32 protein-coding genes are annotated in these 25,825 nt (G+C 65.6%); 3 read left to right on the top strand and 29 right to left on the bottom strand.

All coding sequences use genetic code 11. The features are described 5' to 3' along the window. Positions 1-7: 7 nt before the first annotated feature. From BLS81_RS07360 to BLS81_RS07320, 9 genes are read right to left on the bottom strand one after another with little or no spacing between them, the layout of a single operon-like run. Entirely contained in the window at positions 8-1,006 is a 999-nt protein-coding gene (locus tag BLS81_RS07360; protein ID WP_093222692.1) for a contractile injection system protein, VgrG/Pvc8 family, read from the bottom strand. After that, positions 1,006-1,497: a phage tail protein gene (locus tag BLS81_RS07355; RefSeq protein ID WP_093222690.1), complete on the bottom strand. Its 492-nt coding sequence runs from the start codon at positions 1,495-1,497 to the stop codon at positions 1,006-1,008. The genes BLS81_RS07360 and BLS81_RS07355 overlap by 1 nt, the downstream gene beginning before the upstream one ends. Beyond that, positions 1,494-3,986, bottom strand: coding sequence for a phage tail tape measure protein (locus tag BLS81_RS07350; RefSeq protein WP_093222689.1), 2,493 nt, complete (start codon positions 3,984-3,986; stop codon positions 1,494-1,496). The genes BLS81_RS07355 and BLS81_RS07350 overlap by 4 nt, the downstream gene beginning before the upstream one ends. A gap of 6 nt (positions 3,987-3,992) precedes the next feature. Next, positions 3,993-4,109 (bottom strand): GpE family phage tail protein, encoded by a 117-nt coding sequence (locus BLS81_RS07345; protein ID WP_093222687.1) that lies wholly within the window; start codon positions 4,107-4,109, stop codon positions 3,993-3,995. Between the two features lie 8 nt (positions 4,110-4,117). Beyond that, on the bottom strand, positions 4,118-4,441 hold the full coding sequence (locus BLS81_RS07340) for a phage tail assembly protein (RefSeq protein ID WP_176787065.1): 324 nt from the start codon (positions 4,439-4,441) through the stop codon (positions 4,118-4,120). A 56-nt stretch (positions 4,442-4,497) separates the two neighbouring features. Next, entirely contained in the window at positions 4,498-5,010 is a 513-nt protein-coding gene (locus BLS81_RS07335; RefSeq protein ID WP_093222686.1) for a phage major tail tube protein, read from the bottom strand. Between the two features lie 24 nt (positions 5,011-5,034). Beyond that, the gene (locus tag BLS81_RS07330; protein WP_093222684.1) at positions 5,035-6,231 is read right to left on the bottom strand and encodes a phage tail sheath subtilisin-like domain-containing protein; all 1,197 of its coding nucleotides are present in this window, start codon (positions 6,229-6,231) and stop codon (positions 5,035-5,037) included. Positions 6,232-6,241: 10 nt separating this feature from the next. Continuing rightward, on the bottom strand, positions 6,242-6,601 hold the full coding sequence (locus tag BLS81_RS07325) for a GPW/gp25 family protein (RefSeq protein ID WP_256326112.1): 360 nt from the start codon (positions 6,599-6,601) through the stop codon (positions 6,242-6,244). Positions 6,602-6,606: 5 nt separating this feature from the next. Beyond that, on the bottom strand, positions 6,607-7,158 hold the full coding sequence (locus BLS81_RS07320; protein WP_093222681.1) for a phage baseplate assembly protein V: 552 nt from the start codon (positions 7,156-7,158) through the stop codon (positions 6,607-6,609). A gap of 122 nt (positions 7,159-7,280) precedes the next feature. On the opposite strand from BLS81_RS07320, the gene BLS81_RS20355 reads away from it, so the two are divergent. Next, positions 7,281-8,060 carry a hypothetical protein gene (locus tag BLS81_RS20355; protein ID WP_143023313.1) on the top strand — a complete coding sequence of 260 codons (780 nt, stop codon included), beginning with the start codon at positions 7,281-7,283 and terminating at the stop codon, positions 8,058-8,060. A gap of 155 nt (positions 8,061-8,215) precedes the next feature. Here BLS81_RS20355 and BLS81_RS07315 read toward each other — a convergent pair whose 3' ends face one another. The 20 genes from BLS81_RS07315 to BLS81_RS07220 all read right to left on the bottom strand — a co-directional run bounded on the left by BLS81_RS07315 (position 8,216) and on the right by BLS81_RS07220 (position 22,748). Continuing rightward, complete coding sequence (locus BLS81_RS07315) at positions 8,216-8,422, bottom strand: hypothetical protein (RefSeq protein ID WP_093222679.1); 207 nt, start codon at positions 8,420-8,422, stop codon at positions 8,216-8,218. Positions 8,423-8,433: 11 nt separating this feature from the next. Beyond that, positions 8,434-9,291, bottom strand: a complete 858-nt coding sequence (locus tag BLS81_RS07310; RefSeq protein WP_093222678.1) for a hypothetical protein — start codon at positions 9,289-9,291, stop codon at positions 8,434-8,436. After that, positions 9,288-11,318, bottom strand: coding sequence for a hypothetical protein (locus BLS81_RS07305; RefSeq protein ID WP_093222676.1), 2,031 nt, complete (start codon positions 11,316-11,318; stop codon positions 9,288-9,290). Before BLS81_RS07305 ends, BLS81_RS07310 begins: the two co-directional genes overlap by 4 nt. A 3-nt stretch (positions 11,319-11,321) precedes the next feature. After that, a complete protein-coding gene (locus BLS81_RS07300; RefSeq protein ID WP_093222674.1) occupies positions 11,322-11,807 on the bottom strand; it encodes a hypothetical protein in 486 nt (161 codons plus the stop codon). Continuing rightward, positions 11,804-13,291 carry a hypothetical protein gene (locus BLS81_RS20710; RefSeq protein ID WP_093222673.1) on the bottom strand — a complete coding sequence of 496 codons (1,488 nt, stop codon included), beginning with the start codon at positions 13,289-13,291 and terminating at the stop codon, positions 11,804-11,806. The genes BLS81_RS07300 and BLS81_RS20710 overlap by 4 nt, the downstream gene beginning before the upstream one ends. Next, on the bottom strand, positions 13,288-13,947 hold the full coding sequence (locus BLS81_RS07290) for a phage tail protein I (RefSeq protein WP_093222671.1): 660 nt from the start codon (positions 13,945-13,947) through the stop codon (positions 13,288-13,290). Before BLS81_RS07290 ends, BLS81_RS20710 begins: the two co-directional genes overlap by 4 nt. After that, on the bottom strand, positions 13,934-14,851 hold the full coding sequence (locus BLS81_RS07285; RefSeq protein ID WP_093222972.1) for a baseplate assembly protein: 918 nt from the start codon (positions 14,849-14,851) through the stop codon (positions 13,934-13,936). Before BLS81_RS07285 ends, BLS81_RS07290 begins: the two co-directional genes overlap by 14 nt. Before the next feature lie 106 nt (positions 14,852-14,957). Beyond that, on the bottom strand, positions 14,958-15,908 hold the full coding sequence (locus BLS81_RS07280; protein WP_143023312.1) for a DUF2806 domain-containing protein: 951 nt from the start codon (positions 15,906-15,908) through the stop codon (positions 14,958-14,960). A gap of 75 nt (positions 15,909-15,983) precedes the next feature. Beyond that, positions 15,984-16,664: a phage virion morphogenesis protein gene (locus tag BLS81_RS07275; protein ID WP_256326111.1), complete on the bottom strand. Its 681-nt coding sequence runs from the start codon at positions 16,662-16,664 to the stop codon at positions 15,984-15,986. Next, positions 16,657-17,154: a phage tail protein gene (locus BLS81_RS07270; RefSeq protein WP_093222666.1), complete on the bottom strand. Its 498-nt coding sequence runs from the start codon at positions 17,152-17,154 to the stop codon at positions 16,657-16,659. Before BLS81_RS07270 ends, BLS81_RS07275 begins: the two co-directional genes overlap by 8 nt. Further along, on the bottom strand, positions 17,151-17,384 hold the full coding sequence (locus BLS81_RS07265; RefSeq protein ID WP_256326110.1) for a hypothetical protein: 234 nt from the start codon (positions 17,382-17,384) through the stop codon (positions 17,151-17,153). Before BLS81_RS07265 ends, BLS81_RS07270 begins: the two co-directional genes overlap by 4 nt. Before the next feature lie 19 nt (positions 17,385-17,403). After that, on the bottom strand, positions 17,404-17,922 hold the full coding sequence (locus BLS81_RS07260) for a hypothetical protein (RefSeq protein WP_093222663.1): 519 nt from the start codon (positions 17,920-17,922) through the stop codon (positions 17,404-17,406). Next, positions 17,919-18,437 (bottom strand): glycoside hydrolase family protein, encoded by a 519-nt coding sequence (locus BLS81_RS07255; RefSeq protein WP_093222662.1) that lies wholly within the window; start codon positions 18,435-18,437, stop codon positions 17,919-17,921. The genes BLS81_RS07260 and BLS81_RS07255 overlap by 4 nt, the downstream gene beginning before the upstream one ends. Beyond that, on the bottom strand, positions 18,434-18,781 hold the full coding sequence (locus BLS81_RS07250) for a hypothetical protein (RefSeq protein ID WP_093222660.1): 348 nt from the start codon (positions 18,779-18,781) through the stop codon (positions 18,434-18,436). The genes BLS81_RS07255 and BLS81_RS07250 overlap by 4 nt, the downstream gene beginning before the upstream one ends. A 2-nt stretch (positions 18,782-18,783) precedes the next feature. Next, complete coding sequence (locus BLS81_RS07245; protein WP_093222658.1) at positions 18,784-18,999, bottom strand: tail protein X; 216 nt, start codon at positions 18,997-18,999, stop codon at positions 18,784-18,786. Then, the gene (locus tag BLS81_RS07240) at positions 18,999-19,481 is read right to left on the bottom strand and encodes a head completion/stabilization protein (protein WP_093222657.1); all 483 of its coding nucleotides are present in this window, start codon (positions 19,479-19,481) and stop codon (positions 18,999-19,001) included. Before BLS81_RS07240 ends, BLS81_RS07245 begins: the two co-directional genes overlap by 1 nt. Continuing rightward, positions 19,478-19,699: a hypothetical protein gene (locus BLS81_RS07235; RefSeq protein WP_093222655.1), complete on the bottom strand. Its 222-nt coding sequence runs from the start codon at positions 19,697-19,699 to the stop codon at positions 19,478-19,480. The genes BLS81_RS07240 and BLS81_RS07235 overlap by 4 nt, the downstream gene beginning before the upstream one ends. 140 nt (positions 19,700-19,839) lie before the next feature. Beyond that, on the bottom strand, positions 19,840-20,769 hold the full coding sequence (gpM, locus tag BLS81_RS07230) for a phage terminase small subunit (protein WP_093222654.1): 930 nt from the start codon (positions 20,767-20,769) through the stop codon (positions 19,840-19,842). Positions 20,770-20,819: 50 nt separating this feature from the next. Then, positions 20,820-21,872, bottom strand: coding sequence for a phage major capsid protein, P2 family (locus tag BLS81_RS07225; protein ID WP_093222652.1), 1,053 nt, complete (start codon positions 21,870-21,872; stop codon positions 20,820-20,822). A gap of 48 nt (positions 21,873-21,920) precedes the next feature. After that, the gene (locus BLS81_RS07220) at positions 21,921-22,748 is read right to left on the bottom strand and encodes a GPO family capsid scaffolding protein (protein ID WP_093222650.1); all 828 of its coding nucleotides are present in this window, start codon (positions 22,746-22,748) and stop codon (positions 21,921-21,923) included. 191 nt (positions 22,749-22,939) lie between these two features. Between BLS81_RS07220 and BLS81_RS07215 the strand changes: the two genes are divergently transcribed. Together BLS81_RS07215 and BLS81_RS07210 are read left to right on the top strand one after the other, a co-directional pair. Then, complete coding sequence (locus BLS81_RS07215) at positions 22,940-24,724, top strand: terminase large subunit domain-containing protein (RefSeq protein ID WP_371128257.1); 1,785 nt, start codon at positions 22,940-22,942, stop codon at positions 24,722-24,724. Continuing rightward, positions 24,724-25,800: a phage portal protein gene (locus tag BLS81_RS07210; protein WP_218123099.1), complete on the top strand. Its 1,077-nt coding sequence runs from the start codon at positions 24,724-24,726 to the stop codon at positions 25,798-25,800. Before BLS81_RS07215 ends, BLS81_RS07210 begins: the two co-directional genes overlap by 1 nt. Positions 25,801-25,825: the final 25 nt, after the last annotated feature.

Genomic DNA, 25,825 nt, shown 5'->3' with positions numbered 1-25,825 from the left:
TCGCTTTCTAAGATGCGCTCTCCAGCTTCAACCCGGTGACGAAGCCGCGGTCATTGACGGTGTGCGTCACCTCGGACACCAGCCAGCCTATGGCATCGATCTCAGCTTTGAAGCCACACACGCTCGCCTTCTGCTCGGGATAGAGATCGGCGCGGCCGAGCGCGAGCGCGAGGGTGAGCGACACGGGTTGGCGCCCGGCGCGCTTCATCGTCGATTTGGCGGCGCGCTCGGCGCTCGATTTCGTCGCATAGACATGGCTGAGCTTCTTCGCGCCGGCGGCCTTGCCGACGGTCACATCCTTGCGGGCAGCCTCGTCGCGATCATGATAGCTGGCGGTGACGCCTTCGGCCTCCTCGCGCTTCTCGACCCGGTAGCTGTGCCGATCGCCGTCACGCCGTCGCAGGCTGAGCGAGGGCAGGGCGGCGCCGCTCGCGGTCTGGCCGCTGCCGACGGGCGCGAAGATCAGCGCACCGCGCTTGATGGTGGCGACGGCATCGTGCTCGCGGCCGAGGCGGCGCAGCAAGGCCATGTCGCTTTCACGGCTCTGGGCGAGTGTCTTGACGGAGACCGACGCCAGCGCCGGCGCGCAGCGGGCGGACAGGCCATTGCGACCCGCCACCTCGGACACGACGGCGCCGACCGTGGTATCGTGCCAACTCGTCTCCCGCCGCGTGCGCAGATCGCTGGTGAAGTCCGCGGAGCGCGCGCGAATCGTCACCGCGTCGGGCGGGCCGCTGTGCTCGATCTCATCGACGACGAAGCTGCCCTTATCGACCAGGCCGACCTTGACGCCGCTACCCTGCTTCCAGCCGATCTGAATATGGAGCACGGCGCCCGCCTTTGGCAGCGCCAGCCTGCCATCCGCATCGTCAAGCGCGATGTCGAGCTGGTCGGCTTCGTCGCCGCGCTTTTCGGTGATGCTGAGCGAGAGCAGGCGCGGACGGAAGCGTGCTGTCAAATCCTTACCGTCGAGCGTGACGCGATAGTCGGGGACGTTGGAGATCATCACACGTCCTCGTCAGGAACCTCGGGATCTGGGGTGTCGTCGGGCACACCGATGAGATAGCCCTGGTCATCGGTCGGGTAATCGTCCGAAGCGCTTTCGGCGGGATCCTCGCGCTCCTCGTCCACGCGCAGCAGCGAGATCGAGAAGTCGATCTTGCGGGCGGTGCCATCGGGAAGGAAGTGGCTCTGGCCCTCGTCGATGCCCTCGATGACGAACGCGCCGTAGACGCGACCGGTACCATCGACGAGCGGCCAGGTGTCGCCGCTCGCCCCCATGTCGCGGAGTTGGTCGAGCGAGGCTTGCCCATCGGACAGTTCGGCGAAGGCCGCGCCTGACAGCGAGATGGTCTCGTCACCCGGCCCGACGAACTGCGTGGCGTCGCGCGCGCCGATCCGCGCCGACCGGGCATGGCGATAATCGGCGCGGCGCTTCATCTCCTCATAGGCGAGCGTTGGGATGGCAAACACGAACATGCCGAGGGACAACATCATGCGCGGTCACTCCAATCCTGCTGATCGGCGAAGCTCGATCGCTGCCTCGCTGCCTGTTCCCGCTGCAGTGTTTCGAGTTCGGCGCGCACCGCTTTGGCGATATCGGCAGGGCTCTGACCGGCCGCCGCGTAGACCTGAATAGTAACGGAGCCGATCGTCATCCCCATGCCCGCACCGCCCGCGAGCGCATTTGACGGCGTGGCGCTGGCGGCTGCGACCGCCGGCATCGCCGCGCCAACGACCATTGCCGCCGTGAGCCGCTTGGACAGGCTGTCTATACGCCCGACTGGCCCATCCTCGCCGCCAGCGATGCCGTTCGAAAGGCCGGTCATGATGTGTCCACCGAACGCCATGAAGACCCGGCTCGGCGAGTGGATGCCCAGCTTCTTTTTGAACCACTCGGCAGCCGAATTCGCGGCGTTCACGATCGTCGATTGCAGTGCGCCGAGCATGCCCGTGATACCGCCGATCAAACCGAGGATCATGTTCTTGCCGGCGGTCGCGAGGTCGGCCGGGATCTTCACGCCAAGCCAGCTCATCAGCGCCGCGAATGCGGCGGACAAGAGACCGAGGGGGGAAAATCCGGACAGCATCGCGCCGATCGCGGCGATGCTCCCGAAGAAGGCGGCCTTGATCGACGCCCACAAACCGGCGAACCAACCAGCGATAGCGCCCCAATTGGCATAGATCGTATAGGCAGCGGCGCCGAGCGCGAGAATGCCGAGGACAACGCCGGCGACGATTCCGATCAGCGGCAGCATGCCGATCTCGAAGAAGGTCGCTACGGTCGCCAATGCCGCAAATGGCGCCACCAGGCCGGCCAATACGATGCCGGCGCCGCCCAGGACGATCAGCAGCGCCGCCAGGCCTCCGCCGAGCAAGGCAATGCCCTTCGCGAGCGCGGGATGCCGCTTTGCCGCCTCACCGACCCAGTTCGCCCAGGCGGTGAGCTTCTGGGTGACGGCGTTGACGGTCGGCAGCAGCATCGTGCCGAGCGTGATGCCGAGCACCTTGGCGTTGATGTCGAGCTGCTTGGACTGCTCGGCCGAGTCCTTCATGCGCTCGGCGAAATCGCGGTCGGTCGTGCCGCTGGCGCCGGCTGCCTCGGCGCGGATCCGCTTATACACCTGCAGGTTCTGGATCAGCGGGCGCAAGCCCTGCTGCACCTGGGCGTCCTCGAACAGGAATCCGATCTTGCCGAGGTCACCGCCCAGCGTCTTGTTGGTCAGCTCGGCGATCGCCTCGAGCGGCGTCTTGCCTTCGGCATAAGCCTTCTTCAGCGCGGCGGGCAGATCGACGCCGAACTTCTTGAACTTGCCGATGGTGGCCGGGGAAGCGATCTTCTGAAGGACGTTCTCGACGTTGGTCGCGGCCGACGCGGCATCGCCGGCACCCTTGCGCGCGATCTGGAGCGCTGCGGCCAGATCGGCGACTGCAGCGGTACCCGTCTGCCCGAGCGCCTGATAGCCGGCGGTCAGCGTCGGGAAATACTGCGCCATGTCCTTGATCTCGAACGCGCCGCTCTTGCCGGCCTGCGCCATGATGTCGATGACGCGGCCGGTCTGGTCGATCGGCACCTTGAGATTGTCGTTGGCGGCGAACGCGGCTTTCGACAGATCGGCGATTTCCGCCTTGTACGCGGTGGCGGCGCGGCCGATCGGCTGCATCATCTGCGTGGCCTTGCGCGGATCGAGGCCGAAGCCGGCGAGGGCATCGACGCCCGCTTGCAGATCCGCTGGCATCTGGTTTGCCGCCTTAGCGGCCGCGAGCAGGCCAACGCCCATGCGCTCGCCTGCCTGCCGTGTCATGTCGGCCTTCTGCGCGATATCCGTCATCGCCGATTGGTAGGCCTGTGCTTCCTTGATGCCGCCCAGGAAGGGACGCGCCATCGCCATGCCGGTGCCCATCGCGGCAGCGCCGCCGACGGCGAGACCGGTCGCGACGCCCTGGTACCGGCTGAACTGCTCGCGCGCGGCGGTCAGCCGGCGCTGGCGATCGAGCACGCCGCGAAGCCGGCGTTCCTGTTCCTGCAGCTCGCGGTTGGCGCCGGCGGCACGCTCGCGCAGCTCGCGCTCATGGCGCGCCAGGTCGTTGGTGGAAATGCCGGCCGCGCGGAGCCGGTCGCGGAGCGTCTGCAACTCGCGCGATTCGGTTTCATGCTGGCGGGTGAGCCGCGCCGCCTCTGCCTTGGCGCGCTCGAAGTCGCGGATCATCTGCCGCGTCGGGTTGGACGTCTGCCGGATCTGGCGCGCGAGATCCGCGACGCGGGTCTGGGTGGCGTGCAGCGACTGTTCGGTCGAGCGCAGGCCCGCCTTGAGCTGACGGAAGCCGGCGATCTGCGACTGCGCCCGCTCGATTTCCTTGAGCCGGTCGCGCGTGGCGCGGAGCGCCTGGGCGGCGCGCGAGGATCCGCCGGCGATGCCGCGCAGCGGGCCGGTGACGCGATCGGCGGCTTCGAGCAGCAGGCGGATACGAAGGTCGCGGTCCATGACGGCTCAGCTTTCGGGATTGTGGCGCGCGGCGGCGCGTTCGCGCCAGCCCATCAGCTCGGCGACGCTCATCGGGTCCATGACGGCTGGCGACCAGTGGAAGACGATCGCCAAATCCGCCATCGCTTCGTCTACGCTTGCGGGGAGGCCGCATCCTTCGCGGATTTCGGCAGCAAAAAATCCATCACCTCGGTCCCGAACTGCATGAGGTCCGCAGGATCGAGCACGGCGCCCTTCTGGATGATGGGGGAGGTGATGCGCGGCGCGATCGTCTCGAGCGAGAGTACGTCGAGCTGGATCAGCTCGGCGAGCTTGAGGCCACGCATCTCGCCCGAACCGGGCTTGCGCACGGAAATCGTGGTGCCGGCGGGGATGAGGATCTTGCCGCCGAACATGATCGGCTCATCGTTGGTGAAGCTGCGCATCAGCGGGGTGTCGGTCGAAGTGTCGGTCATGGAAGCGCCTCAGGTTCAAAAGGGGAAGGGGCCGGCGCCGGCGGGCGCCGGCCAGGTCAGAAGATTCCCATCGCGTCGCGGACGGGAGCGAGGCGATCGACGCCGCCAACGACGAAGACCATGCCGAGCTGATTGATCTCGATCTCGGTCTGACCGTTCCAGCTCAGCTTGTAATAGGCGATGGCGGTTTTGACCTTGAACTCGCCACCCTCACCGGGCTTCTGCTCGCCCATGTCGATTTCTTCGTGTCGGCCGCGAATGACGATCTCGACGGTATCGACATCGCCAGTGTCGTCGTTCTGGAACGCGCCAACAAAGCGGAGCTGGACGCCAGTAACGCTGGTGACGCCATATTGGCGCAGCACGTCGCGCATCGGCCCGCCGCAGCTCCATTCGGCCTCGAGCGCTTCGCTGCCCATGTCGATCTTGACCGGGCCGTCCATGCCGCCGCCGCGATATTCCTCGAATTTGCGGCCGAGCTTGGGAGTGGTGAAGGAGGCGATGTCGCCGAGGTAGGCGACACCGTCGTTGAAGAGCATCATGTTCTTGAGCTTGCGGGGGAGGCCCATCGCGTTTTCTCCAGGAGTGAGGGATCAGGCGCCGGCGACGAGCGTGGCGAAATCGGCCAAGTAATCGTCGGTGATTTCCTGTTGCAGGCCGAGATGCTCGAGCGGCGGGGTCGGCGTGTATTTGTAGCTGATCTGCAGGATGCCCTGCTTGAGCGAGTCGGTCGGGTTCTTGTCGGGATCGAACCAGGCGACGGCGCCGAGCAGGAACCCGCCGCGCACCAGCGCTCGCAGCTTGTCGTTGATCTCCTCGACGATGTCGCGCGCGAGGCTGGGCGTCAGCGGCTTGTCGATCGCCCACACCAGTCCCGCCGCCATCGTGTCGGCGAGGATCTGTGCGGAGCGGGTCGCGCTCTCGAAGGTGAAGTCGCTATCCGCCGGCGCGCAGGTGCGGCTGCCCCAGAAGCGCAGCTCGCCGTTGAGGCGGACGATCGTGGTGACGCTGGCGGCGTTGAGCTGGTTGGCGTCGCTGTCCACGCTCTGGATGTCGAAGCCGATATCGTGGGTGAGGCCGACGACGCCGGCGACCGGCACGTTGGAGAGCGTCTTGTTCCAGCCCATTGTCTGGTCGATCTGCGCGCGCAAGCCGAGCGCACGGGCGACGGCGAAGCTGGTCGCGGTCGCGCCGAGCACGCCGTCGGGGGCGAGAAAATCGGGGTAGATGAGCATCAGCTCGCGCGCGGTGAAATGATCGCGATAGTCGATCACGTCGTCGAGGGCCGCGCCGATCGCGGCGGCATAGGCCATCGCGCGGAGCTTGGCCGCTACGGCCGCCAGCGCGGTCGCCACCGGCTGGGTGTCGAGGCCAGGCGCGCCGATGATGCGCGGGCGATAGCCGAGCTGGGCGTCGGCCGCGAGGAGCGCCTGCATGCCGGTCTTCACGCCGCCGGTATCGGTGCCGATCACGGCAAGGTTGGTGGCGTCGGCATCGGCGCCAGCGGCGACGCGCACGACGACGACGGGGGTGCGGACCTGGTCGGCGATGGCCTGGAGCGCCGCCTTGAGCGTGCCGCCCGTACCGGCCGCGTCGATCGCGGTGAGGATGTTCCTGACGAGGACCGGGCGATCGAGCGGGAAGGCGGCATCGAGCGCAGCGGTCGCGGCGCCGGCGGCTGCGGTGGCGGTCGCGACCAGGCCGATCACGCCGGTCGCGATCGTCGCGATCGTGCGGTTGGTGCTGGCGACTTCGGTGACGGTGATGCCGTGCTGGTAGGGGGCGGGCATGAGGATCCTTTCAGGCAGAGAGAGCGGTCAGCGAGCGGATGGGGACGGCGAGCGAGACGCGGGCGTTGATCTGGGCGACATCGGTGCGGCGCCCGTCGATCGTCAGCATGGCCGAGCCGGGTTCGGTGCCGCGCGCGAGCGTGAACCGCGCGGCCTTGAGGCGCGGCTCCTGGCGCTGCAGCGCCAGTGCCGAGGCGGCGAAGATCCGCACGCGGGTGAGATCGTTGAGCGGTTGGTCGAGCAGCTCGGGGACGATCGAGCCGTATTCGCGGCGCGCGATGCGGGTGCCGAGCGGCGTGCCGAGGATATCGCCGACCGATTGGCTCAGGTGCGCGGCGCCGCTCAGCGGCTTGCCGGTGTTGCGGTCCATGCCGTTCATAGCGGATCACCCGATTCGTCGGTGCCCGTCTTCACCTGGCCGTGATGGTGCTTGGAGAGCTTGATGCCGCTGCCGGTGATCTCGCCTTCGGCCTCGATCGTCTCGGTGATGGTGAGCTTGCCCTCGATCGACACCGGGCCTTTGATCGACAGGCCGCCGTCCGCCTCGATGCGCGCGGTCGCGCCGCTCGGCAGGATCGCGGTGAGCGTATGGGCGCCTGGATCGTAGCCGATGCGCGCGCCATCGGCATAAACGGTCAGATCGACATCCTCGGCCGAGGGCGCGGGGTGCGCGTTGCTGAACAGGCCGGGCAGCACGATGCCGCGTTCTGTGTCACCCTCGGGGCAGATGAGCAGGCCCTGCTCGCCTTTGCTGGGGGGTGACCAGCGCTTGGTCGCGCCCGAGCGCGCGGCGAGCCACGGCACGTCGCCGGTGACGAGATCGCCAGTCTTGAAGCGGCATGTGCGCTTGGCGAGATCGACGGACTCGACGGTGCCTTCGCGCACGATGTCGCCGATCAGGCGCTGGTTGTCGGCAGGATCGCTCATGCGCGGAGCATGGCGAGCCTGCCGGAGAGATGCGCGGGCCAGGTCTTGTGGAAAGGGTTTCTACAAGGCGACCTTCACTTTACCCCTCGTATGCTGCATCGATGTCAGGCGCTGGGGCTAGAATGTCGATTAACGGCTGGAAAAATGCAGGTATGAATCAGGTTGTCGGCACCGACCTTTTCAAAGCGATAGAGGTTCTTGAGAGAAAGAGTAGCAAATATCGCCCGTATGGCAGCGTGGTCCGCAGATACTACGCTATCGTATCTGCGGGATGGGATTTACTTCAGGCGAGACGCGCCTGTGATTTGTTGGAGAATTACCTACCAAAATCCAGCTATGCAGAGGAATCTCAATCGATCGGGGAAGGTGTCGTATCTTCTGCGCTCTTTTGGCAAGCTACTATGCTTTACGGTCGCGCGACGTTTACTACCTCGGAAAAGCGGTTCAAAAGTGGGATCGGTGAGAGAATTAACCCCAGCTTGCAGGCAGCGCATAGTCGGATAAAAGACATCAGAAATTTGGCCCTTGCTCATTTTAGCGGGGGCGGTGCTAACTGGAATGCGGAGGCTCTAGTTCTTAGAATATCGCATGATAGGTGCCGCCCGATCGCCCTGCACGAGCGTTATAATTATCGAGCCGATGATGTTCGTGATCTCAAGGTTTTAATTTCTTCGGCGATGGAGATTTATGCGGATATAAAAAAATCGCGGTATGACGGTTTCATCATAGCTCACACAAATTTATGGAAAACTGATTCAAGGTTTTGCAGTGTTATAGTGGAGTGTGGGTTTAATCCGGAAGATATGTTCGAGCTTCAGGCGACAATTGATGAGTATCGGAGGATGATGAATTCGAATGAGCCTGTTGGAAACTCGGCATTCATGGGGCGGCCGTCGAATTGAGTCGCTGTCTGTGAACATAAGGCGTGGGAATATTGTGGATGTTTGCGGCGATTGTTGTCGCGCCCGTGGTGCGCAAATTCGCCCTATTTGCTCTCCCTGGGTAGCATGATCGTTGCCTTCCGGCGCGTCGCGGGCTGCTTCAGGTACCTCCGCGTCTAGGCTGGTGACCACGACGGCAATCTGCCCCACGCGTGATCGACATGCGGGATCGATCCGTAGAGCACATTCTCCCCGACCATCGCGTCGATGAGGGGCTTAGCTTCGTCCTCGGACCAATCCGTCCACGCCATCACGAACTTGGCGGCGATGATGCCTTGATCCGCGGTATGCACCCTGACGGGTTCGTTCATTTCGAGCGGCATGATTTTCTCCTTCAGGCGGCAAAGCGGTTGACGCCGGCGACGCCGTATTTGGCGGCTTCGTTGGCGGCGGTGGTCGCGATGGCGATATTGGCGGCATCGAGCGCATGCTGCTTGACCCACGCGCGGCACACGGCACCGCGCAACGCCGCCTGATAGCCTGTGAGGCTGGCGTTCGCGGTGGGGCATCCCACGATCGCGATCTGACCGGCCGGAACACTGAATGCGCCGCTATATCCACCCTGCGCGGTGGTGGTCGCGACCTTCACGCCATCCACGAACAGGTTGACGGTCAGCGAGGTGGCGCTGTTGACGATGACCTCGGCCACCAGGAAGTGGGCGTTGCCGTCATTGATCGCGGCCGCGTTCGGCCACACCAGGCCGATCGACATCGTGCGGAAGGTGATCGCCGAGATCTTGCCGTTCGCGTCGGTGGCGCCGGTGAAGGCCCATGTGCATTGCGCGCCGTTCTGGTAGCCGTAGCCGGCCAGATAGATCGCGGACGAAGCGGCATAAGCCTGTGCGGGATCGTTCCAGAAGGCGAGGCCGACCGTGAAGTGCGTGGCGTTGGCGGCGACCTTGAACGCGTCGGGGAGCTGGAAATAGCTCGCGCCCGCCAGCAGCAGGCCGCGATTGCTCAGGCCGGTGAACGGAGCGAGCACCGTTGCCACGCCACCGCCATCGACGAGATTGCGGAAGGTTGCGCCGACGCCGACGCCGCCCCCATTGCGGACATAATCGGATCGGAAGTCGAAGTGGCCGACCCAGCCATCGTCCATGATCGGCGCCATCGCGATGCCATTGTCGCGGTAGAGCTTCTTGGAGCCGCCGGTTACGCCCAGCAACTTCTTCACGTAGGCAACCGAACTCATACAAGCCATCCTTTCTGGTTCATTTTCGCCACCACCGCCGCCGCCATCGCCGCTTTGGCGGCGGGAAGGACCGGGTGCAGCCCGTCCGCGCCGCTGAAATCCGTGTTGGGGATGTCGAAGACCTGCCCGCCCACCGTGTACTGAGAGGTGAGCCCGGCGAGCTTGATCGCGGCGAGCATGTCCACGAACCGCGATCCTGCAAAGGCGGCGAGCCGGATATTGAGGCTCTGGATCTGCTGCAGCACCACCAGCGAAGCGGCGTCGTCGGTGCGGGTGCCGCCCTGGCTTATTGGCAGATCGACCAAGCCGGGGATGATGCCGTTCGCCAGCCAGCGCTTGGCGATCGGCATGTTGTTATCCACCATCGCCGCGATGTTGGCGAAGGTCGCGTCCTCGCTGTAGCCCGGTTTCCCGACGTCGTTCCGCCCCGCCTGATAGACGTGGGTGGCGATCTTCAGCTCCTCGATCGGATAGACCTGAGACAGACCGGAGCGAACCACCAGGGTCGCTCCGCCTGCGGGAACGTTCATCGCGGCGCCGCCAACCGAGCGTGTGAACGCGTAGGTCGAACCGTTGGCGGTGAACGCGAGGATGCCCTGAACGACCGATCCGTCCGAACCAAGGGCATCGACCAGGACCGAGCGATTGCTCGACGATTGCAGAAAATCGATACCGGTCACCGCGACTGCACCCGCCGCCGGCACTTGGCCGCCCGCGAACACGGCTGTGGTGATCGCGACGGCGCCGTTTCGCCTTGCGATCTGATCGGACTTCTGGCCGCCGATGGATTCGGTTTGGATGGTGCGACCCTGCACCTGGGCGATGAGTGCGGGTGTGAAGCCGCTGTTGCCGTTCTCCCCGATGGAATCGCCATCGACGACGATCAGCGCGGAGGGCGCGACCGGCCACGCCGCTCCGCCGAGCAGCGGGCGCCACATCCGCTTCGCTGCCCCATCGGCGTCGTTCGTGTAGATCACCTGTTTCGTGGCGGTGATCGCGGGCGCGACATTGGCGTTGCCGTCGCTGGTAAGCACGGTACGCGCGCCGCTCGGCCCGTCATAGGTGACGATCTGCGGCTTGCCGTTGACCAGCTCGACGGTGGTGATGCTGCCATCGGCATGGGTCGCGGTCGCGTAGGTCGTGAGATCCGACGCGCCGCTGCTCGTGCCGGTCAACAGGTCGCCGTTGCCATCGACCACGAAATACTGGCCACCGACGAGATCGGCCTCGAAACCGAGCGCATTGGTTTCGGTGACGCCGTTCATCGTCAGCGACGGCGCGCTCACGCCGCCGGCGAAGGCACCGCTAAAGGCCGAAGCGATCGGGCCGCTGACCGGGAAATTGCCGAGCCCGTCGTCGGCATCGAGCAGGAGGCCGTTGCCATCGACATAGAGCCTGCTGCCGCCGGCGAGATCGGCCTCGAACCCGGCCAGGTTCGTTTCGGCCATCCCGTTCAGCGATACGAACGGCGCGGCGAGGCCCCCGCCAAAGGCGCCTCCGAAGGCCGAGGCGATCGGACCCGTGACCGGAAAATTTCCCATCCCGTCATCGGAATTGAGCAGGAAGCCGTTGGCATCGACATAGAGGCGCCCGCCGCCGGCGAGATCGGCCTCGTAGCCCCCGAGGTTCGTTTCGCTCACTCCGCCGAGCGTGAGTGCGGGCACCGCCAGGAGCTGCGACAGGATCAGCGGGTTTTCGATATAGCGATTGCCGGCCGGATCGATGAAGTCGAGCAGCGTCCCGAGCGCGGTGCGCGCGGCCGAAACCACGCCGGCGAGATCGGCTTCGTAGCCGATCTCGGGATCGAAGCCCAGATCCTTGAGGCGCGTGGTGACGCTGTCGACTGCCCCCGCCTGGGCGGTGCGCGCGTCGTCGCGGGCTTGTTGAGCCGCCGTGACGAACGGCCTGGCTGCCGCCTCGACCAGCCATGAGAACAGGCTCCGCTTGGCGACACCGTCCTTGAGGATGACGACGGTTTCATCACCACCCGGCTGCGCGACCAGTTCGAGATCGGAGATCTTCGCCATCGCTTATGCCTCCGCCGGCCAATAGGCGGGGTCGGTCACGTCGAGCCTGCCGAGCGCCGCCGCCGCCCATGTCGAAATCTTCGCCTCGAGCGCGTTGCTGGCGGCGCGGATCGCGTCGATGCGCTGGCGCCGCGCCAAAGCCGCGTCGAAGGTGCCGGGCGCGTCGAGGCCGAGCGCGCGAAGCGCGAACACCGCATTGTCGTTCGACTGCCGCTCGATCGAGGCGACCGCGAGGATGCGCCGGCGCGCCTCGACGCGGATGTCGATGACCGCGTCCTGGCGCAGCATCGTCGTGGTGGCGCGCACCGGGGCGGTGAGCGTGGGCTTGCCGTCGGCGCCGGCGATGATTTTCCGCCCGACGCGTTGTCCATCCAGAAGGACGCGGTGCCGTGCCTCGGTGATCGTGACCGCATCGTCGGGCACGTTCTCGCCGTGAATGGCGGCGTGATAGAAATGTCCGGTCGAGGGGCTCCAGTGCAGCATGGTCATTTCCCGAACACGATCAGATCGAAGCCATCCGCGCGCTTGTCGTTCGACGTTGCCGCCTGGAGCTGCACGTAGGTTCCGCCGAGCGATGGCTGGGTGGCCTGCGCCCAAAGGTCGCGATAGTTGTTGGGCGCGGCGATGAAGGCGGTGCCGGCCTGTGGCAGCACGATCTCGCGGAAGGACACCGGGAAGGTCACGTAGACCGAGGCGTCGCCCGTGAAAACGCCGCGATACTGCACCCACTGCACCATGAAGCCGCCGGGCCACATGTAATAGCCGTTTGGAGTCAGGCTTTTCGGCAGGCTGGCGAGGCCCGCCGGCGTGATCGCCAAATCCCACCGCAGGCCGGCGATGATGTCGTCGGTGCCAGCGGCGACGACGCTCAGAAAGCGGTCGCCATCGAGCGCACCGCCGCCGGTGAGCAGCCCGCCAGTGTCGATCCTGCGGCCGCGATCGACCTTGCCATCGGTGCGCTGGATCAGCGGCAGCAGCCCGCCGGGCGTGACCACCTGGTCCCAGCGCTGGCCGCCCATCACATCGTCCTGCGACGCGACGCGCAGACCGATTCCGACGTCTCCGCCGAGATTGCCGCCGCCATAGAGCGGCCCATCGATCACGTAGATCTGGCGCCCGGTCGGCACGGCGCCGACATCGCCGGCGCTGAGCCACACGGCACCGGTCTTGCCGTTGACGCTCGACACCGGCGCGGGCGTGGAGATCTCCAGCCAGTTGCCGAGCACCGACGCCGGCACCGACTGGAGCACGTAGACCAGGCCGTTGTCCGTCCGCACCGCGAAATCGCCGACCGTGCCGTCGATCGCGAGCATCTCGGCTTCGTTGGCGACCGGCCAGACATCGATCAGGTCGATGGGCGGGCGCTGGGAGATTTGCAGCTTGCCATCCGGCCCGAGCGTGGCGACACCGCCCGGCGCGCCGAGCCGATCGGCCAGCACGTAATTGTCGAGGCAGCGCTTCATCGTCGCCGGCGAGATCAGCTTGTCGGCGACCGCGCCCGCCAGCGCCTCGGCGATGGTCGCGAAATAGGCGACGCCCTTCACCGTTTCGCTGGCGGGCGGGTTGAGGAAGCTGGTCGCGCCGAACTGGACGAGGCCGGCCTGGCCTTCGAGCAGCTTGACGTCGAGCGCGGCGAACATCGTCGAGACGCTCGCCTTTTCGACGATCGGGTCGGGCTGGCTGTAGACCGCGAACAGCGTGCCGGTGTCGAGATAGAGGCCGATGCTGCGGACGGTGTACGCGGCCGCGCTCTCATCGCGGACGGTGAGATGGATCGTGGTCGCGTCGATCGGCGTGCCGGCGACCGCGCCGAGGCGGATTTCGTCCGGCAGGCCCGTGAGCGTCGGCGCGACGACGACGGCGGTCGCGGTGACGCCGGCCGAGGCGATCCGAACCGCGTTCGTTCCGCCCGCCGCCGCGTCGAGCAGCGCGGCGAGACCGGCGGTGGTGAGCGTGCAAACCAAGGCGCTCATGCGGCGGTCCCGTCGATGAAGGTGGCGAAATCGTCGGCGAGCGGCTCGCCATATTCGGTCTGGAGCAGCGCGGCCCAGATCGTCCCGTCGTCGGGGTGGCGCATGTCGGCATCAATGCGGCGATAGGCGGTCGCCTGTACCGCCGCGACCACGCCCGGCCGGGCGATCTGTGCGAGCTGCTGGACGAGCTGGAAATGCGCGCGCACCGGCTTGGCGGCGGTGACCGCATCGACGATCGCCCGGGCGAACGCCGCTGAAATGCGCCGACCGCCGGCGACGCCGTCGGCGTCGATCACCGGTAGACGCACCTCGAAGGTGTAAGGCGCGCCGCGCGGCGACATCTCGAACCATTCGACCAGGCGCAGCAACCCGTCGAACGATGCGAGCACGCGCTCGACAGTGTAGCGCGTGCCCTTATGTCGCTGATCGTCGATCGCGGAGGCGACCGCCGCGCGGCGCTGCGCGTCGCTCCAGCCGGTGTCCCAATTGTCGGTCGAGAGTGCCCAGGCGAGCCACGGCAGCAGGTCCGGTGGACACGTCGCCGGGTTCCAGAGCGCGGCCAGGTCGATCGGCACATCATCGATGCGCGCCGTCGCGCCGGCAAGGGCGCGCTCGAGCGGCGTCGCGTTGGGCGGGAGGAGATCAGGCGCCGACACCGGACACCCTCACGGCGATGCCGGCGCAATGCGCCGTCTGGGTCTTGTCCACCACGACGTCGGCCGGGGGCTGGTTGAGCCGCAAATTCTGGACGCCGGCGACCATCAACGCGGCGGTGATCGCCGCCCGGTTTGCGTCCACGCCGAGCTTTCCCCCGGCACCGACCAACGCGGCGATGCTCGCCTGGGCCGAGGCCAGCACGACGGTCTGATCGGGACCGGAGAGCAACGTCAGATCCGCGTCGATGTAATAAGTGACGATTTCTGCGCTCGCGACGGTAACGTAGTCAGTGAGCGGGCGGAGCTTGTTTCCCTCGACGATGCCGAGCGCTGCTTGAACCGCGGCGATCTGCGAGGGGCTGGCGGTGCCATCGCCAACGCGCGACAGGATCGAGACAACGACTTCGCCGGGCGCGGGGCTCGATGCGCTCGCGTCTCGAATCGTGCCATCCGCCGAGCGTGCGTGGAAGATGTAGGCGCTCTCCGGCCCGGCCACCGACTGGCTTTCCGGGGAGAGAACGATGCGCTCGCGCAGATCGTCATCGCCCTCCATGACGGGATCGACGCCGTTGGCCGGATCGCCGGCGTCGATGACCAGCCGGGTGACACCGAACAGCGCGCCGAGGTTGTCCAGGTTCGATTTTTCGGCGTAGGCGACCATCGTTTGCCGGGCACGGTCGTTGAAGCGCTGGCGAATGATCAGCTCGCGCCAGGCGAAAACCTGGAGCAGCTTGACGGCAGGATCGGAATCCACCGTCGCATCGAAGCTCGGCAGCACGCCCGGCGATTGCACATAGGCGAGCAGCTCGGCGTACACCGTCTCGTAATCGAGCTGCTCGACGATGGTCGGCGCGGGGAGGCGCGACAGATCGACGCTGGATGTGGGGCTGGAGAGATCGGCCATCGCCGGCATGTCGCCGGGAGGCGCAGCCTATGGCTATCGCGCGGTCTTGTGGAACGGGTCTCTACAAGACCGCAAGACCTGTAGCGCCATGCACGGTCAAGACCGATTAACCCGGATTTTCCTCGACCCGCTCCATTACAAAATTTTGGTGATGAGCGGAACTCCTGACGCCTTGTAGGAAAGCCGGCAAGCCATCTTCTAGCTCGGCAGCAAATTCGTCAGGGGTCGGACCGATTGCACGTTCCAACTCTTTTCCCATCCGAGTAAAATCGAGGCTAAATAGCGAGATGTGGTCTTTATCGGAACTTATCTTATATTTTGTTCCAGCGATAAAAACTATAACAGTAATCGGTATCGCGTCGGCATTCTTTGCTGCTAAGTGCATCGTATCACTTACAAGCCCCGCGTCGAAAAGCAGTTCTCGCTCACTATCCTTCAAAAGCTGGCAGTTGTCGTGGCGATCCGGCCCCAGATAATCCTGCCAGGTAAGGAGCGTTGTCCAAGCGCGCTTTATCCACACGAATTTTTCGAACGCCGCTATATCTTCCGGTGACATGTTTTTAAGGTTGTCGAGAAGGCGTAGGCTAAATTTGCTTCCGCCCGCCTGTCGGGATAGCAAAGTAGCCCACACTTGCTGAAGCTCAAGCTGCGTGACTTTTTTCGCGTCATCCACGAACCGAGCAAACCAGCCTTCGTCCAACGGCTGCGATTCATCGTTGGGCGCCTGACTAGTTATCGTGAGGCTCGCCTCCACTATATTCTCAAGGTTAGTCTGCTCTTGTACAGCCGTTGCGACGATGCGGTGAGCTGCCCGCCGTTGCAACTCGAAATTTACATCGTCAGCTCGCAACTTGGTAAGCGCATCGGCTCGGGATTGAGCTTGAGCAAGTACCATGATCTCATGCGCTTTCGCGTCTGCCTCGTCCCGAATGGCTTTGGGCCGGTACATCACGCCGGTCGCTTTCCCAAACATCTTCACAATTTCGGTACCGATCTTACCAAAACCGGCAAGATCACCAACAAGCGAACCGCCGGAGTGCTCTGATTCGTCGCTCAAATAACTACTCCCAACGGCCAATGCGCAGCGTACTTAGCATTGACTGGAGTGTGTCGGAAGATTGCGGTACTTCCATCACTCGTTTTTTCTTGCCAGAGAACTGGATAGCTGAATAAGCAATTGATCCAGCACGGTGCTCCGCTCTGCGACAGTGAGGCCCAGCAAGACACGCCGCGCGTAACGGACAGGCTTTGCCTTGGCAGCGGGCCGGTCGCTCAAGCCGTCCTGATGGACCCGCGCGATCTCGGCCGCGCGGCCGGTGAAGCCGATCCACGCTTCGCGGTCGGTCGCGTCGGCGCGAAGGTTGCGGCCATTGCGCAGCTTTCGAAACATGGCTTTCTGCCGAATACGGCCCTGGCGTCGGAACTTGCCGGCCCCCTTGTTCTGTTCCTCGGGCGTCACCGGCACCCAGCGGTCGATCTTGTCCCAGAAGAAGCTGCGGATGCCGCCAACCTCGATGTCGAAGCCGGTCAGCAGCGGGCCATCGTGGACCCAGCTCTTCATGAGGACCAGGCGCGGCTCGGCCGCGCCCTTCGGGTAGAGGAATTTCGCGGTGTGGTTGCCGGGGCGTGGATCCTTCTTCGGCCGGCGCGCGGCGAAGGCTTCGCCATCGGGCGCCTGTTGGCGCGCGATGCGGGCCGACTGGCTTGCCCGGATCCCGCGCGCGATCTGTCGCAACAGCTTGCGGCGCTCGCCGGATGCGAGCGAGCGGATCAGCGCGCCGGCGAGCGACTCGATATGCGTGAGGTCATCCACGATCGGGAACGGCGATCACCGACGCCGGGTTCATGTCTTCGCGGAGCAGAAGCTGCCACAGGTTCACGCCGCATACGCCGGCGAAAGCGTCCTCGCGGCTCGGTTCGTCGAGGTGCGTCGCGGTAAAGCCGCCCTCGGGCTTGCGCACGACGCGCACGGCCTCGGTCAGCTCGAGGTCGATCGAGACGTCAGCGGCATCGCCGTCGAGGATCTCGGATTCGAAGGTGAACGGTTCGTTGGGCGCGCGATCGAGCAGATCGGGCTGCATCTCCGCCACCCAGGCGACGATCGGTACCATGAGATCGTCGATCTCGCCCGAATAATCCTGCACGACGATGTTGAGCGTGTAGCTATATTCGAAGGACAGCGTGCCCGTGCCGCGCGCGGTGAGCTTGCCCTTGTCGATGAACATCGCCAGGCGCGTCGGGTCGGCCGCGAGGCCAGGAACCGCGGCGAGCAGCAAGCGCTTGAGGCCCTCGGGCTTCTTCACTTCGACGGCACCTTTCCGACCGGGCAGGTGCCCGGCGCTTCCCAGTTGATGAGGCGATCGAGCTGCGCCGCGTTGGCCGCGAACGCGCGCGCGATACGGATGATGGCGGCGCGCACCGGCGTCGGGATCTGCGCGAGCATATCCTTGCTCTCGGGCAAACCCTGCGGGCGATCGGCGCAACGGATCAGCTCGGCCGGCGCGGGATCCTTGACGGGGACCGCGACGGGCACCGGCTTCTCCACCGGGACTTCAACGATCCGGTGCGCGCAGCCCGGCAACGCCGTTGACAGCAGCAAACCACTCATGATCGACAATGTTCGTGCGTGCGGCTTTGGCATCGGCTGTCTCCATGCGTTCGGCAGCCGCGCGCGCCGCATCGGCTGATGCGCGCGCGGCTGCGCTATCGGAATTCTGGCGGGCGTCGTGGTCCTGCAGCGCCTTGGCGAGCGTGGCGGCCGTCGCTTCGTCGGTGCGGGCCTTGAAGTCGGCGAGGTCGCTGGCGCGGCGCTGGCACAGCGCGCCGCGCGCGTGGGCGACCGTCACCAGCTTGCCCTTGGCATCCGGCTCCTGCGAAACCGAGGGCGCGAACCCGGTGCCGATGCCTGCGCAGATAATCTCCGCGACGTGGATCGCGTTGTCGCGATCGGCGCGGACCTGGGCGAACTGGACGTAGAGCCAGGCACCGACGCCGGCGACGGCGAGCAACACCAGCCATCCGCTCTCGCCGGCGATCCATTTGGCCGTAGCCCCCAGAGCCGTCTTGATCATGCCGCGTCCTTTCCGGTGCTCATCATCGCCTCGAGGCGAACCGCGCGCGCGCCGACCTGGCCGTGCCATTTCGATGCCTTCATGCCGGCGACCGCGTCGGCGTAGCGGCCGGTGCGGATCGCCTCGAGCGTGCTGGCGAAGCCGCGCAGACCCTTGCCGGGCTTGCCGCCGCTGGGTGGCGTGCCGATGCCCATGTTGAAGCACATGTTGAGCAGCACGCGCTGGCGGGCATCCACGAGCGTGCGCCACCACGGCAGCTTGGCGTCGAGATCCTGCTCCGCTTGCGCGATATCGTTGTCGAGCAGCACGTCGCACTGGTGATCGGTGATGCCCTTGGCCAGAACGCTCGCGAGCGTGATGCTGAGCGCCAGACGTTCGGATGCGCGGATCCCGACGTCATCGAGGTTGCGGCCGACGCCGATCGAGCGCTTCTTGACCGTGTCGAGATAGACCCGGAGCTTGCGGCCTTCATCACGCGCGAGTTCGCGCTCGAGCTTCTTGCGATCGTAGCTCATTCGCCATCCTTTTTGCGGGGGAGGAAGCGATCGCGGAGATCCGATGGCAGGCCGGCAACCGCATCGGTGCAGCTCGCGATGAATTTGGGCACGGCCTTGAAGGCGATCATGCCGAGGGTGAAGGACACCGCCTGCAGCACGAACGGGCTGAGCGCGAACAGTGCGCCGATCGCGCGGCCGGCGAACCAGCTCACAATGATTCCGACCACCCACTGGACGAAGCGCTCGCGCCAGGTGAGGCCCTTCTCGTAGACGAGGCTGACCGCCGCGCCGAGCGCGGCCGGGCACAGCCCGACGAGCAGCTCGAGCAGGGTTTCGATGAGCTGGTGAATCTGCTTGTCCATCGTCAATCCCAGAGCTGTACGAGGGGGAGCGCGCGCGGCGTTGGGCTGGCGCTGGCTGGAACCGTGACCGGCGTGCCGAGCGGCAGGATGACGCCCTGGTCGGCAAGCCCCGGATTGGCCTCGAGCACGCGCACGGCGTCGCTCGCGGTCAGGCCGCGCTCGCGCCAGAGCAGCGCGTCGAGCGTGTCGCCTTGCTGCGCGCGGATCACGTCGGCCATCAGATCAGCTCGACGAACACGCGGGTGGTACCGAGCATGTCGCGCACCGCGTGCAGCCCGTCGCGGCGCAACTCCTCGATCGAGCTGTCCAGCTCGCCGACGCTGCGCTGGCCGGCTGCGGTCTGATCGACGTCGCGGTAGCGTTCGACCAGCTCGGCCTTGGTGTAAGCGCCGATCGCGCGCGCGTAGAGCAGCACCAGGCGGCTCTTGCCGTCGAGGATTGGCGCTGGAACCGCGCCTAGGCTGGCGTAACCGGCCGCGACCTGGCGCGCCTGCCACGCGACGAGCTGGTTGCCGACGGTGATGATCGCGTCGAGCGCGGAGGTGCGCAGCCGCGCGGGCGTCACCGAATCGCGCAAGCGCATGGCCTCACGCAGCGAGGCAAGATCGATATCGGGAAACCAGCCGTCATTGGCGATCGGCGCCTCAATCACCGTCGATGCGGGCGGGACGATCGAGGGCGTGCAGTTGAAGCCGCTCATCCGAGCACGCGCCCAATCATGGCGGCGCCAACGTTGAACAGCAGCAAGCCAATCCCCGCCCGAATCGCGCACGAAATCACATGGACGATCCGAGCATGGACATTCCCGACGAAATCCTGCGCCCTGTCACCGGAGATCGCGCCGGCCATCGTGAGCCAGGCGCCGACGCCGCAGGCGGCGAACGCGAGGACGAGCCAGAAGATCAAGAGCAGCGACATGATGGTTCCTTCGTGCCCGCCCTCCGGTTTTCGGGGGTGGGGATCGGATCAGCGACGGCCCTCAGCCTTGCGGCCCTCCCGTCGTGTGCGATCCGCCCCCGAGCGCCGGGGGCGAGCTGGTCAGCCGCGCCTGGGCGCGGTTATGGCGTGGGTGGCGTATCGAGAGCTGGCGGCGAGGACGGCGCGTCCTTCTTCAGCTTGTCGAGCTTCTGTTTCAGACCGATGCGGGAGTTGAGCTGGATTGCGCGGGCAAAGTGCTTGATCGCCTCGGCGCGGCTGTCATCGCGGTGCTCGTCGGTCGCCTCGGGGTAGAGGGCGGGGTTGAGCACGGCGAGATAGTCCAGGCCGATCGCCTTGTGCAGTTTGGCGCGAACTTCGTCGGGCATGTCCTCGCCGCGCGTCAGCTCGTACAGCTCGGACAGCACGTCGTGCGGAAACAACTCATCGCGCTCGAGCACGGCGATGGCGGCGTCGGCGAATTCCTCGACGATCAGCGTGGCGGGCTGGCGCTCGTAGCGCGCGGGCAGCGCGAGATCATGCTCGAGCACATAGCGCGCGAGATCGAGGCCATAGACCCACTCGCCGGTGTCGATCGCCCATACCATGATGGTGGGCAGAACTTCGTCCTGCACCCCCATGCCGGTTTCCTCGGCCGCGCGCAGCAGGCCGGAGATCCACGGGCGGTATTCCGGCAGCATCTCGCGTTTGGCGTCCACCTTGCGCTCGATCGACTGGATTTCCTTCAGCCGGCGCAAGTCATGAGTGAGGCGCAGCACGATCTGGCCGTGCGCCTGCTTGGCGGCGAAGGCAGCAACGGTACCGAGCGAGGCTACGGTGCCGGGGGCGGCCGGCGCATCGGAGCCGATCGCGGTTTCAGCATCTGCTGCCGCTGCGGCGATACCCGCGAGCCGAAGACGATGTTGGCGCGCGGGCGTCATCGGCGCGTCGATCACGGCGATGATGGTTTCGCCCGGTTGCCCGCCTCCCTCTGACGAAGCGACCGGTGCGGACGGGTCGGCGTCGAGTGCCAGTGCGGCGAGACGGTCCCGATGTTGGCGAGCTGGGCTCATGGTCGTTCCTGATCGAAGAGAGGCGGGCAGGGCGGGGGGTGCGGAGGCGCTTACGCCTTCGGCCCGAGCTGGATATTTTCGATGAGGCAGGCCTTGCCGTATTCCTCGACCATGAAAGCGTCGTTGATGCTTTCGTAGTTCTCGATCTGGTCGAGGGCGGCTTCGTCCTTCACCGCGCGGCGCGCGCTGCCGATCTGCCAATAGTAGGACAGGTTTTTGAGGCTGGTGATCATCAGCGCGTTAGGCGGGAAGAACGGCACCTGCATGGTCGGAAGGCCGCCAAGCTGGCGGCTCGACAGGATCACGTCGCGGGCGACCTGCTGCATGGCATTGTCGCCGGCATCGCTCACGATCTTGAAATACTTGTCGTGAACGAGATCGCTGCCGACGATCACGACCAGGTCGGTCGCGGTGCGGAACTGCTCGGCGAGCAGGTTGTGCTTGGCGTCGAACACCAGCGCGTCGAGGTTGGCGTAATCGGCGTTGCCGGTGTCGGAAACATACACCTTCAGGTTGTCGAGTCCGCCGTGCGCCATGACGCGCGACGGCGCATAGGTGCGCATCTTGTAGAGCCAACCCCAGTTGACGTCCTGGAGCAGCGGATAGGTGTTGCGGTTGGTCTCGGCTGCGGCGTTCACGCCGTTGAAGCCGATGGTGATGATGTCCGAGGCTTTCTGGACGATCACGGCATCGCGGCAGAGCTGCTGAAACTCCGGCCGGTGCGCCCAGGCGTCGAGCATCGAATACGACCAGGCGTAATCGTAATCGGTCTTTTTGCAGAAATAGGTGTCGATCTGATCGCTGCCGGTCGGATCAGTCGGCGTGCGGCGATGGCCTTGGCTGCGATCGGTGCGGCTGGCGAGCGAGCGCGTCACGCCAACACCGACGCGGTCGCCCTGCTGCGGCACCACCGGCACGACGTTGATTCGGCTTAGGAAGTCGCTCGTCACCTGCAGCTTGGCCTGCAGGCGCTGCTCGATCACCGGCGCGACGTTGAATTGCTTCAGCTCGCCGGGGATGGCGGTGAGGCTGGCATCGAGGCCGTTTAGCTGGGCGAGCTGGCCGACATAGGCGTTGAACAGGAGGCGAGTGGCGGTCTGCATCGGGTGCTCCGGGCGTGAGAGAGGCGGGCGATCGGGGGCGGGTGGGGATCAGCAGTCGGTGACGTTGCCGGCCACGGGCGAACCGGTCGCGGGCTGACGCTGGCTGAACTGCTGCTGCTCGGTGTTGGTGAGCTTGCCCTTCAGCTCGGCGAAGTCCGCCGCCTGCTGCGTCTGGGTTTCGATCAGGGGCTTGAGCGCGGCCGTCATCGCAGCCGACATCGTGGCGCCCATTTCCGTCGCGAATGCCGCAAAGGCGGCATTGTCGTTCGCGGGCGCGGGTGGATCCTTGGGTTTTTCGGGTTCGGCCGTCTTGGCGAATTTGGCGGTGAGCGCGGAGAAGAAGCCGGCGATCGAGCTTTCGACCTTGGTGGCGTCGGGCAGGGCGGCTTCGAATTCGAGCGTCACCGCCTCGAGGCTGTCGCTGAACAGGCTGCCCGGCGCCGAGCGCGAGAACTGCAGCGCCTGGGTGCCGATCGACGCCGGCTTGTCGGTGAAGGCGAGGCCGATCAGGCCGACCTTGCCCGTGCCGGCATAACTGTCGGTCAGCTCGACCGACGGGAAGGGCTTCTGGCCCTTTTCGACCAGGCCGGCGAGCTGGCCGTTGTCCTCGACCTGGCAATACAGCGCCTTACGCTGCTCGGTCTTGCCGGCGATCGAGAAGTCGTCGGTCTGCACCTTGACCGCGACGACGTTGCCATAGCCGTTGAACGGAGGCTCCGGGCTGTAGCCCGAGATGTGCTCGATGTTGATTCGCGGCGTGTAGGTTTCGGTGTTGAAGGTCTGGGCGATCTGGTCGATCCAGGCGCCGTCGATCTTACGGCCATCGCTGATCGTCTGGCCCTCGACGAAAGCGCGGAAGAATTTGCTCTTGGCCATCTGGGTCGGTCCCTCGGAAAATCTGAGCCGCACGGGCTTCTGAGGCGCTAAAAGGCATCGGAACCGTCTGACTTCTCAAGCGTGCGGGCTTGTGGAGACCGGTTCCACAAGAGCCGCCTATCCGGCTCGGCGCTGGCGCGTGGCTAGGTTTGCGCGCCATGAGCAAGCTTCCACCCGACACCGGCATGCCGCTGCCCGCATCGACGATGCCGATTCCGGTCGATGCGCGGCGCCAGGCGCGTAGCCTGTACTGGCGCGGCTGGGGCGTGACGCAGATCGCGGACGAGCTCGGGCTGAAGCGGCCGACCGTCCAGGCGTGGAAGGATCGCGAGAAGTGGGACGGTGCGCCATCGCTCTCGAAGATCGAGGATGCGCTCGAGTGCCGCCTCAACCTGCTGATTGCCAAAGAGAGTAAGACGGGCAGCGACTTCAAGGAAATCGACCTGTTGATGCGCGCCGTCGTGTCGGGCGCGCGCGTGCGCCGATACGAAGCGCCTGGCGGGCACGAAGGCGATCTCAACGAGAAGGTCGCCAACCGCAACGTCGGCGGGCGCAAGAAGGCGAAGAAGAACCACTTCACCGCCGAGCAGGTCGAGAAGCTCGAGGAAATCCTCGAGGCCGAGATGTTCGGCTATCAGCGCGACTGGTGGGAGGCGAAGGATCAGCGCACCCGCATGATCCTCAAGTCACGCCAGATCGGCGCGACCTATTACTTCGCTCGCGAGGCGCTGCTCGACGCGCTGCGGGGTGGCGGCAACCAGATATTCCTGTCGGCGTCGAAGGCGCAGGCGCACATCTTTCGCAACTACATCGTCCAGTTCGCGGCGCGGGTCGGCGTCAAGCTGCAGGGCGATCCGATCGTCCTCACCTCGGACCTGATCCCCGAGGGCGAGCCTGCGGCCGAGCTGATCTTCCTCGGCACCAACGCGCGCACCGCGCAGGGCTATCACGGCAATTTCTATTTCGACGAGTTCTTCTGGACCTACGGCTTTGAGGAGCTGAACAAGGTCGCCAGCGCGATGGCGATGCACAAGCGCTGGCGACGCACCTATTTCTCGACGCCGTCGAGCGTCGCGCACCAGGCGCACGGCTATTGGACCGGCGAGCGACGCAACCGGCGCGTCAAGAAGGCCGACCGCATCGAGATCGATGTCAGCCACGCCGCGCTGAAGGCTGGCCGGTTGTGCGAGGACAATGTCTGGCGCCAGATCGTCACGATCGAGGACGCGGCCGAGAAGGGCTGCGACCTCTTCAACATCGACGAGCTGCGCATCGAGTACGCGCCCGACGAATTCGCCAACCTGCTCATGTGCCAGTTCGTCGACGACAGCCTGTCGGCGTTCAAGTTTAACGAGCTGCAGCGCTGCACCGTCGATACGATGGTCGATTGGGTCGATTTCAACCCGATCGCCAAGCGACCCGTGGGCAGCCGCGAGGTGTGGGCGGGCTATGATCCGCAGGAAAGCGAGGACGGCGACAACGCCGCGCTGGTCATCGCGCTCCCGCCAGACGGGCCGGGCGGCAAGTTCCGGCTGCTCGAGCGCCACCAGTTCCGCGGTCTCGATTTCGAAGCCCAGGCGAGTGCGATCCTCGCGCTGCTCGCCCGCTACAACTGCACCTATCTCGGCATCGATGCGAACGGCGTGGGCGCGGCCGTCTACCAGTTGCTCAAGGATCGCATGCGCGGCGTCGTGAAGATCGAATATTCGCTCGAGGCGAAGGCGCAGATGGTGATGAAGGCGCAGCACACCTTCAGCCGTCAGCGCATCGAATATGACGCTGGCTGGATCGATCTGCAGTCGGCGTTCCTGTCGATCAAGAAGACGCTCACCACCAGCGGTCGCGCCGTCACCTTCAAGGCGAGCCGCACCGAGGCGGTCGGCCATGCCGACCTCGCCTGGGCGGCGATGCACATTTTCATCAACGAACCCCTCGACGGCAAGGCGCGGCCGAAAACGCGCATGGAGATCTTCTGATGAGCAGGCGGAACAAGGCGCAGGCGATGTCGCGCGCCGAGACGGCAGCGGCAGCGAACGGCGCGATCGAGGCGGGCAGTGCGAAGGCCAGCGGCTCGACCGCGATGCAGGCCTTTACCTTCGGAGACCCGGAGCCAGTGCTCAACCGCCGCGAGATCATGGACATGATCGAATGCGTGCATAACGGGCGCTGGTATGAACCGCCGATCCCGCTCGATGGGCTGGCGCGCGCCTACCGCGTCTCGCCGCATCACAGCTCGGCGATCATGCTCAAGCGCAACCTGCTCGCATCGTCGTTCGATCCGACGCCGTTCCTGTCGCGCAAGGCCTTCGCGGCGTTCGTGCAGGATTATTTGGTGTTCGGCACCGCCTACCTCGAGCAGATCCGCAACCTGCTGGGCGGCACGATGCGGCTCGACCACGTCCTCTCGAAATACACCCGGCGCGGGCTGCAGCCCGGCCAATTCTTCTTCCTGCCGGCGTACAACCAGGAGACCGAGTTCGCGCCCGGCAGCATCGTCCAGGTCATGCAAGCCGACGTAAACCAGGAGATCTACGGCGTGCCCGAATATCTGAGCGCGCTCCAGTCGGCGCTGCTCAACGAGGCGGCGACGCTGTTCCGGCGTCGCTACTACCTCAACGGCAGCCACGCCGGGTATATCCTCTATGCCACCGGCGACATCGACGAGAACGACACCACCATGCTTCGCGACGCGCTGAAGGCGTCGAAGGGGCCGGGCAACTTCAAGAACCTGTTCGTGCATGCGCCAGGCGGGAAGGACGGCAGCCTCAAGATCCTGCCGATCGCCGAGGTGGGCGCGAAGGACGAGTTCCTCGGCATCAAGAACGCGACGCGCGACGACGTGCTCGCCGCGCACCGCACGCCGCCCGCGCTGCTCGGCATCGTGCCGGCGCAAGGGTCGAGCGGGTTCGGCAACCCGCTGCAGGCAACCGACATGTTCTTCGAGCTGGAGATCGAGCCGATCCAGGCGAGCCTGCTCGACGTCAACGACCAGGTCGGCTTCGAAGTGATTCGGTTCAAGGAACGGGTGCGCAGCACCCCTTCAGCCGCATAGATTTCGCGTCCGGTCGAATGACCGG

The sequence above is a fragment of the Sphingomonas sp. NFR15 genome (genome assembly GCF_900103265.1).
GTDB lineage: Bacteria > Pseudomonadota > Alphaproteobacteria > Sphingomonadales > Sphingomonadaceae > Sphingomonas > Sphingomonas pollutisoli.
This window is presented reverse-complemented; position numbering and strand designations above follow the sequence as displayed.

Excerpts from the sequence above, each read along its gene's own strand:
- BLS81_RS07360 (WP_093222692.1), bottom strand. The coding sequence starts at position 1,006 with ATGATCTCCAACGTCCCCGACTATCGCGTCACGCTCGACGGTAAGGAT.
- BLS81_RS07355 (WP_093222690.1), bottom strand. The coding sequence starts at position 1,497 with ATGATGTTGTCCCTCGGCATGTTCGTGTTTGCCATCCCAACGCTCGCC.
- BLS81_RS07350 (WP_093222689.1), bottom strand. The coding sequence starts at position 3,986 with ATGGACCGCGACCTTCGTATCCGCCTGCTGCTCGAAGCCGCCGATCGC.
- BLS81_RS07345 (WP_093222687.1), bottom strand. The coding sequence starts at position 4,109 with ATGGCGGATTTGGCGATCGTCTTCCACTGGTCGCCAGCCGTCATGGAC.
- BLS81_RS07340 (WP_176787065.1), bottom strand. The coding sequence starts at position 4,441 with ATGACCGACACTTCGACCGACACCCCGCTGATGCGCAGCTTCACCAAC.
- BLS81_RS07335 (WP_093222686.1), bottom strand. The coding sequence starts at position 5,010 with ATGGGCCTCCCCCGCAAGCTCAAGAACATGATGCTCTTCAACGACGGT.
- BLS81_RS07330 (WP_093222684.1), bottom strand. The coding sequence starts at position 6,231 with ATGCCCGCCCCCTACCAGCACGGCATCACCGTCACCGAAGTCGCCAGC.
- BLS81_RS07325 (WP_256326112.1), bottom strand. The coding sequence starts at position 6,601 with ATGGACCGCAACACCGGCAAGCCGCTGAGCGGCGCCGCGCACCTGAGC.
- BLS81_RS07320 (WP_093222681.1), bottom strand. The coding sequence starts at position 7,158 with ATGAGCGATCCTGCCGACAACCAGCGCCTGATCGGCGACATCGTGCGC.
- BLS81_RS20355 (WP_143023313.1), top strand. The coding sequence starts at position 7,281 with ATGTCGATTAACGGCTGGAAAAATGCAGGTATGAATCAGGTTGTCGGC.
- BLS81_RS07315 (WP_093222679.1), bottom strand. The coding sequence starts at position 8,422 with ATGCCGCTCGAAATGAACGAACCCGTCAGGGTGCATACCGCGGATCAA.
- BLS81_RS07310 (WP_093222678.1), bottom strand. The coding sequence starts at position 9,291 with ATGAGTTCGGTTGCCTACGTGAAGAAGTTGCTGGGCGTAACCGGCGGC.
- BLS81_RS07305 (WP_093222676.1), bottom strand. The coding sequence starts at position 11,318 with ATGGCGAAGATCTCCGATCTCGAACTGGTCGCGCAGCCGGGTGGTGAT.
- BLS81_RS07300 (WP_093222674.1), bottom strand. The coding sequence starts at position 11,807 with ATGACCATGCTGCACTGGAGCCCCTCGACCGGACATTTCTATCACGCC.
- BLS81_RS20710 (WP_093222673.1), bottom strand. The coding sequence starts at position 13,291 with ATGAGCGCCTTGGTTTGCACGCTCACCACCGCCGGTCTCGCCGCGCTG.
- BLS81_RS07285 (WP_093222972.1), bottom strand. The coding sequence starts at position 14,851 with ATGGCCGATCTCTCCAGCCCCACATCCAGCGTCGATCTGTCGCGCCTC.
- BLS81_RS07260 (WP_093222663.1), bottom strand. The coding sequence starts at position 17,922 with ATGATCAAGACGGCTCTGGGGGCTACGGCCAAATGGATCGCCGGCGAG.
- BLS81_RS07255 (WP_093222662.1), bottom strand. The coding sequence starts at position 18,437 with ATGAGCTACGATCGCAAGAAGCTCGAGCGCGAACTCGCGCGTGATGAA.
- BLS81_RS07250 (WP_093222660.1), bottom strand. The coding sequence starts at position 18,781 with ATGGACAAGCAGATTCACCAGCTCATCGAAACCCTGCTCGAGCTGCTC.
- BLS81_RS07245 (WP_093222658.1), bottom strand. The coding sequence starts at position 18,999 with ATGGCCGACGTGATCCGCGCGCAGCAAGGCGACACGCTCGACGCGCTG.
- BLS81_RS07240 (WP_093222657.1), bottom strand. The coding sequence starts at position 19,481 with ATGAGCGGCTTCAACTGCACGCCCTCGATCGTCCCGCCCGCATCGACG.
- BLS81_RS07235 (WP_093222655.1), bottom strand. The coding sequence starts at position 19,699 with ATGTCGCTGCTCTTGATCTTCTGGCTCGTCCTCGCGTTCGCCGCCTGC.
- gpM (WP_093222654.1), bottom strand. The coding sequence starts at position 20,769 with ATGAGCCCAGCTCGCCAACATCGGGACCGTCTCGCCGCACTGGCACTC.
- BLS81_RS07225 (WP_093222652.1), bottom strand. The coding sequence starts at position 21,872 with ATGCAGACCGCCACTCGCCTCCTGTTCAACGCCTATGTCGGCCAGCTC.
- BLS81_RS07220 (WP_093222650.1), bottom strand. The coding sequence starts at position 22,748 with ATGGCCAAGAGCAAATTCTTCCGCGCTTTCGTCGAGGGCCAGACGATC.
- BLS81_RS07210 (WP_218123099.1), top strand. The coding sequence starts at position 24,724 with ATGAGCAGGCGGAACAAGGCGCAGGCGATGTCGCGCGCCGAGACGGCA.